Annotated in this window: 6 protein-coding genes; all 6 read left to right on the top strand. The window is 44.9% G+C overall.

Annotated elements, in window-relative coordinates; all coding sequences use genetic code 11:
* Positions 1-1,926 (top strand): SpaA isopeptide-forming pilin-related protein (locus QM873_RS09890; RefSeq protein ID WP_414279220.1); only part of this gene is annotated, 1,926 nt, incomplete at its 5' end.
* 155 nt (positions 1,927-2,081) lie between these two features.
* On the top strand, positions 2,082-2,771 hold the full coding sequence (locus QM873_RS09885) for a gamma-glutamyl-gamma-aminobutyrate hydrolase family protein (protein ID WP_414279219.1): 690 nt from the start codon (positions 2,082-2,084) through the stop codon (positions 2,769-2,771).
* 237 nt (positions 2,772-3,008) lie between these two features.
* Positions 3,009-3,455 (top strand): dUTP diphosphatase, encoded by a 447-nt coding sequence (locus tag QM873_RS09880; RefSeq protein WP_414279221.1) that lies wholly within the window; start codon positions 3,009-3,011, stop codon positions 3,453-3,455.
* Positions 3,406-3,972 (top strand): histidine phosphatase family protein, encoded by a 567-nt coding sequence (locus QM873_RS09875; protein WP_414279218.1) that lies wholly within the window; start codon positions 3,406-3,408, stop codon positions 3,970-3,972. The genes QM873_RS09880 and QM873_RS09875 overlap by 50 nt, the downstream gene beginning before the upstream one ends.
* A 13-nt stretch (positions 3,973-3,985) precedes the next feature.
* Positions 3,986-5,347 carry a DNA repair protein RadA gene (radA, locus tag QM873_RS09870; RefSeq protein WP_120701523.1) on the top strand — a complete coding sequence of 454 codons (1,362 nt, stop codon included), beginning with the start codon at positions 3,986-3,988 and terminating at the stop codon, positions 5,345-5,347.
* A gap of 82 nt (positions 5,348-5,429) precedes the next feature.
* The gene (locus QM873_RS09865; RefSeq protein WP_023024583.1) at positions 5,430-6,125 is read left to right on the top strand and encodes a TIGR00266 family protein; all 696 of its coding nucleotides are present in this window, start codon (positions 5,430-5,432) and stop codon (positions 6,123-6,125) included.
* Positions 6,126-6,296: the final 171 nt, after the last annotated feature.

Genomic DNA, 6,296 nt, shown 5'->3' with positions numbered 1-6,296 from the left:
AAAGAGTTGACAGGTCGTGACTTGGTAGACGGTGAGTTTAGCTTTGAATTGTACGAAGGTGCGAATAAACTTCAAACTGTCACCAACAAATCTGGTAAAGTGACCTTTGACGCTATTTCTTACACAGCAGAAGGTGAACACACTTACACTGTGAAAGAGGTCAAAGGGACTACCCCAGGTATCACATACGATACAGCCGAAAAACAAGTAACCGTTAAGGTAACAAAAGATGGAGACAACCTTAAAACAACAGTTGTCTATCCAGAAAGCAAGGCCTTTGCAAATACTTACTCAGCTCCAAGTCCAGCAAAAGCTCAGATTTCAGCCAGCAAGATTTTAGAAGGTCGTGACCTAAAAGATGGCGAATTCAGTTTTAACTTGTTGGATGAAGCTGGAGAAGTTCTTCAAACAAAACAAAATGCAGCAGATGGTTCTGTAGCATTTGACGAAATTTCTTATTCACAAGAAGATGCAGGAAAAACTTTCCACTACACGATTAAGGAAGTAATCCCTCAATCTCAAGAAAAAGGAATGACCTACGACCAAGCGAGCATCGAAGTGACAGTAACTGTTACGAAAGATGATGCAAGCAATACCATCAAGGCTACAGTGGCATATGGTGCGAAGACATCCTTCACCAATACCTTTGTCACAAGTGAAATCCCACCAACTCCACCAGTCGTTGAAAAACCAGAAGCTAAGCTTTATACGATTCAGCTTCACAAGGTCAATGGTGAAGGTCGAGCTTTAGCGGGAGCTGTCTTTGGACTCTTTGAAGCGGATGGTAGCACTCCAGTTGCCAACCCATATGGCGAAGGTCAAGCGACAGCGACATCCGATGCTAATGGTCTTGTAAGCTTTGTAGGCTTTGAGGCTAAGGATTATGTAGTGAAAGAATTGACAGCACCAGAAGGTTACCAACTTTCAACAGCTTCAATCGCTGTCTCTGCAACAGAATTGAGCGCTGCGTCAGATTTGGTAGTGGATAAAGGAAATGTGGTGAACCAACCGTTTACTGAAATCCCACCAACTCCGCCAGTTGTTGAGAAACCAGAATTGACTCTCTACAGCATTCAATTGCACAAAGTTAACAATGAAGGCAAAGCCTTGGCAGGAGCAGTCTTTGGACTCTTTGAAGCAGATGGTGTGACACCAGTTGCAAATCCATATGGCGAAGGTCAAGCGACAGCGACATCAGATGCCAATGGTCTCGTTACCTTTACAGGGCTTGAAGCCAAGGATTATGTAGTGAAAGAAATCACTGCTCCAGCAGGATACCAACTTTCTGAAGAAGCGATTACTGTTTCATCTAGTCAATTGATTGCCTCAACCAATCAAGTACTTGATCAAGGTAAAGTTGTCAATAAACCATTCACTTCTATTCCACCAACTCCACCGGTAGTTGAGAAACCAGAATTGAAGCTTTACACCATTCAGCTTCACAAGGTAAATCCATTCTACCAAGATCTAGCAGGAGCAGTCTTCGGACTCTTTGAGGCAGATGGTGTGACACCAGTTGCCAATCCATATGGCGAAGGTCAAGCGACAGCAACATCTGATGCCAATGGTCTTGTAAGATTTGTAGGCTTTGAGGCTAAGGATTATGTGGTGAAAGAATTGACTGCTCCAGCAGGATACCAACTTTCAACTGATTCAATCACTGTTTCTGCGGCGGAATTAACTGCTGCGACAAATTTGGTAGTAGATAAAGGGAATGTTGTCAATCAATTGACTCCTCCAAAAGGGAATACCCCGCCACCTTCTACTGACAAACCAAGAAAAGAAATTCCATCAAATCCTCCAAAAGAAGATAAAAAAGAAGTTCTTCCTTCTACTGGTCAATCAATGAGTGAAGGACTAGTGGCTACAGGACTCACATTGGCGGTTGCTGGAAGTGCCTTGATTTACAAAAAACGTGAGAATTAATCTCTAAAACAGGTTTTGTTCTAGCCTTGCTAGACAAGCCTGTTTTTTGCTTTGGGTGATAAAAAATATTTATCAGGCCCTTAAAAAATACATATTAGACGCTCTAAGGGTGGGATGATAAAATAGGGAATAGAAATATCAAAGGAGGGAAGGCCATGTGTAGAACGATTGTTGGAGTCTCTGCCAATCTATGTGCAGTGGATCCAGATGGAAAAAATATCCATTCGTCTGTATCTTGTAAGTTTGCGGAAACCATTAAGCAAGTAGGTGGCCTTCCTATGGTCATCCCAGTGGGAGACCCATCTTTTGCCAAGGATTATATCGAAACAGTGGACAAGCTCATCCTCAGTGGGGGACAAAATGTCCATCCTAGCTTTTATGGCGAAGAGATCGCCATCGAGAGTGACGACTATAATCTCGAGCGCGATCAGTTTGAATTGGCCTTGCTAAGAGAAGCGGTCCGTCAAAACAAGCCGGTCCTAGCTATCTGCCGAGGAGTTCAGTTGGTCAATGTTGCCTTCGGTGGGACTCTTCATCAAGAAGTGGAAGGCCACTGGCAGGGGCTTCCTTTTGGCACTTCTCATTCGATTGAGACCAAAAAAGGCAGTGTGGTGGAGCGACTCTTTGGGCAAGCCAGCCAGATCAATTCTGTTCATCGCCAAAGCATCAAGGACTTGGCACCTAACTTTCGAGTGACAGCCATTGACCCACGAGATCAGACCATTGAAGCCATCGAAGCAGTGGACGGTCATCGCATCATCGGCTTGCAATGGCATCCAGAGTTTCTTGTCAAAGAAGAAAAAGGAAATCTCGAACTCTTCCGCTATCTTTTACAAGAATTGTAAGCTCTTTAGGTTTTTTTAAGGAGAAAGAGGTAAACTAGTCTCATCAACAAAGACCTCCTAGCTTTGTTTGATACAGTTTACTTTTTTCATATAATCTCCTGCAAAAGTCTCCTCGTTTGAGGGGACTTTTGTGCCTTTGTCAGGAAAAATACGAATAGTAGTATAGGGGAGACGCTAGACCAAAGTGATGGTATAATAGAAGAGATGGAAACTATTTAGAATGAAAGAGGAATCATGATGACAAAAATTCGTGGATTTGAACTTGTATCAACCTATACCAATCAAGACTTGCTACCAAAACGGGAGACAGCCCATGCAGCTGGCTACGACTTAAAGGTAGCCGAGCGCACAGTCATTGCACCAGGTGAGATCGTCCTCGTCCCAACTGGGGTCAAGGCCTATATGCAAGCTGGGGAGGTGCTTTATCTTTACGACCGTTCGTCTAATCCTCGCAAAAAAGGCCTGGTCTTGATCAACTCTGTGGGCGTTATTGATGGAGACTACTATGGCAATCCAGGAAATGAAGGCCATATCTTTGCACAGATGAAAAATATCACAGATAAAGAAGTGATTCTTGAAGTCGGCGAACGTGTGGTTCAGGCTGTCTTTGCACCATTTTTAATCGCAGATGGAGATGAGGCAGACGGTGTGCGGACTGGTGGCTTTGGATCGACAGGGCACTAAGATGAAGATTATCTTTGTGCGTCACGGGGAGCCAGATTATCGCGAGTTAGAGGAACGCTTCTATACTGGATTCGGAATGGATTTGGCCCCCTTATCTGAGAAAGGAAGACAACAAGCTCAGGAACTTTGTCAAAATCCTTTGCTTGGCTCAGCTGATATACTGGTGTCTTCTGCAGTGACGCGAGCATTAGAAACGGCTTTTTATGTATCTTGTGCTACTGGTCTACCTTTAAGAGTAGAGCCTTTATTGCACGAATGGCAGGTCTTAGAAAGTGGAGTAGAGAATTTTGAAAAAGCTCGGACTCTCTTTCTAGAAAATAATGGAAAGCTCCTTCCACATTGCCCGATTCAATATGAAACAGCTGAGGAGATGAGAGCTCGTTTTATCGAATCTATGGCTAAGTACAGCGACTATCAGAAGGTTGTAGTGGTCACGCATCGCATGCTCATCCGCCAATTTGTACCGAATGAAACGATCGATTTTTGCCAAGTAATTGAGTGTGAGATAGAGATTTAGAAAGAGGTATCGTATCGCTAAGAAAAAAACGACATTTATTTGTCAAAATTGTGCTTATAACTCACCCAAGTATCTAGGGCGCTGTCCCAACTGTGGTTCTTGGTCTTCCTTTGTCGAGGAGGTCGAGGTCGCAGAGGTTAAGAATGCACGAGTGTCCTTGACAGGTGAAAAGACCAAACCCATGAAACTGGCGGATGTGACCTCCATCAATGTGCATCGAACCAAGACCGAGATGGAAGAATTCAACCGCGTCCTTGGAGGCGGTGTCGTCCCAGGAAGTCTGGTCCTCATCGGTGGAGATCCTGGAATTGGTAAATCGACTCTCCTCTTACAAGTATCGACCCAACTATCTCAAGTGGGAACGGTCCTCTACGTTAGTGGAGAGGAGTCAGCCCAGCAAATCAAACTTCGGGCAGAGCGCTTGGGGGATATTGACAGTGAGTTTTATCTCTATGCGGAGACCAATATGCAAAGCGTGCGAGCAGAAGTGGAGCGCCTCCAGCCTAACTTCCTTATCATTGACTCTATCCAGACTATTATGTCTCCTGAGATTTCAGGGGTGCAGGGATCAGTTTCTCAGGTGCGGGAAGTGACGGCAGAGCTCATGCAGCTGGCTAAGACCAATAATATCGCCATCTTCATCGTTGGCCATGTGACCAAGGAAGGAACCTTGGCAGGTCCTCGGATGTTGGAGCACATGGTGGATACAGTGCTCTACTTTGAAGGGGAGCGCCACCATACTTTCCGGATCCTGAGAGCGGTCAAGAACCGGTTTGGATCCACCAATGAAATTGGGATTTTCGAGATGCAATCAGGTGGGTTGGTCGAAGTCCTCAATCCTAGTCAGGTCTTTCTGGAAGAGCGTTTGGACGGGGCTACTGGTTCTGCCATTGTCGTTACCATGGAAGGAAGTAGACCAATCTTGGCGGAGGTCCAGGCCTTGGTGACCCCAACTGTTTTTGGAAATGCCAAGCGGACGACGACAGGTCTTGACTTTAATCGGGTCAGCCTCATCATGGCTGTTTTAGAGAAACGTTGCGGACTTCTTCTTCAAAATCAGGATGCCTATCTCAAGTCAGCTGGTGGTGTCAAACTGGACGAACCAGCCATTGACCTAGCCGTAGCGGTGGCCATTGCTTCCAGCTACAAGGAGCTTCCAACCAATCCTCAAGAGGCCTTTATCGGTGAGATTGGCTTGACTGGGGAGATTCGTCGAGTGACTCGAATCGAGCAACGGATCAACGAAGCGGCTAAACTTGGTTTCACTAAGATTTATGCGCCAAAAAATTCTCTCCAAGGCATCACAATCCCAGATGGTATTCAAGTGATAGCAGTCTCCACTGTAGGGGAAGTTTTGAAAAAAGTTTTTTCTTAACCAGAGTTTGAAATCGTTTGCGAAAAGATTTTTCCTGTGCTATACTTTGTCTATACTTACTTAAGGATAGGGGTTAATTATCATGCAATTTTTTACAGACAACAATGTGCAATTCCCATTGGTCGAGTTATCTCTCAATCAAGGTGAGACTGTCTATATTCAGCGGGGGAGTATGGTCTACCATACACCTAATGTGACCCTCAACACCAAATTAAATGCCAGCGGCTCTGGTGTGGGACGCTTTGTAAAAGCAGTTGGACGGTCAATGGTTTCGGGTGAAAGTACTTTTATCACCCAGGTTTTTGCCCAGTCTAATAATGCTTACCTAGCATTGGCACCTGACTCACCAGGTCAGGTTGTACCACTGTATTTGGGTGAAAAGCAGTATCGATTGAACGATGGTGCTTTTCTAGCCCTTGATGGCACGGCCTTTTATACAATGGAGTTCCAATCAATCGGTAAGGCTCTTTTTGGTGGTCAGGGTGGATTCTTCGTCATGACGACCCAAGGTCAGGGAACTCTCTTGGTGAATGCCTACGGCTCTATTAAAAAAATTGAGCTGAACAATCAAGAAATCACCATCGATAATGCCCATGTCGTTGCTTGGAGCCAGTCTTTGGATTATCGTATTCACTTGGAAAATGGTTTCTGGCAATCAATCGGAACAGGTGAGGGAGTGGTCAATACCTTTAGAGGAACTGGTGAGATCTATGTTCAAAGTCTCAACCTTCAGACCTTTGCCGGCTTGCTGAATCGCTATTTACCAAGACGATCATAATGCATAAAAGAGGCTGGGACAAAAGTCCTAGCCTCTCAATTGTATTTGGATTATCGAGCAAGACGCAGTGGTTGAGTGGGCTCTACTACGCTGATTTCATCAGCTTTTACAGCCCTACTCAACTGTGCGGAGGTGGGACGACGAAATCGAATTCTAACGAATTACCGATTT

The organism is Streptococcus australis (genome assembly GCF_047463015.1).
In the GTDB taxonomy this organism is placed as follows: Bacteria; Bacillota; Bacilli; order Lactobacillales; family Streptococcaceae; genus Streptococcus; species Streptococcus australis_F.
The sequence above is the reverse complement of the archived record's forward strand: the minus strand, read 5'-3'. Positions and strand labels throughout refer to the sequence as shown.

Excerpts from the sequence above, each read along its gene's own strand:
- QM873_RS09885 (WP_414279219.1), top strand. The coding sequence starts at position 2,082 with ATGTGTAGAACGATTGTTGGAGTCTCTGCCAATCTATGTGCAGTGGAT.
- QM873_RS09865 (WP_023024583.1), top strand. The coding sequence starts at position 5,430 with ATGCAATTTTTTACAGACAACAATGTGCAATTCCCATTGGTCGAGTTA.
- QM873_RS09875 (WP_414279218.1), top strand. The coding sequence starts at position 3,406 with ATGAGGCAGACGGTGTGCGGACTGGTGGCTTTGGATCGACAGGGCACT.
- QM873_RS09880 (WP_414279221.1), top strand. The coding sequence starts at position 3,009 with ATGACAAAAATTCGTGGATTTGAACTTGTATCAACCTATACCAATCAA.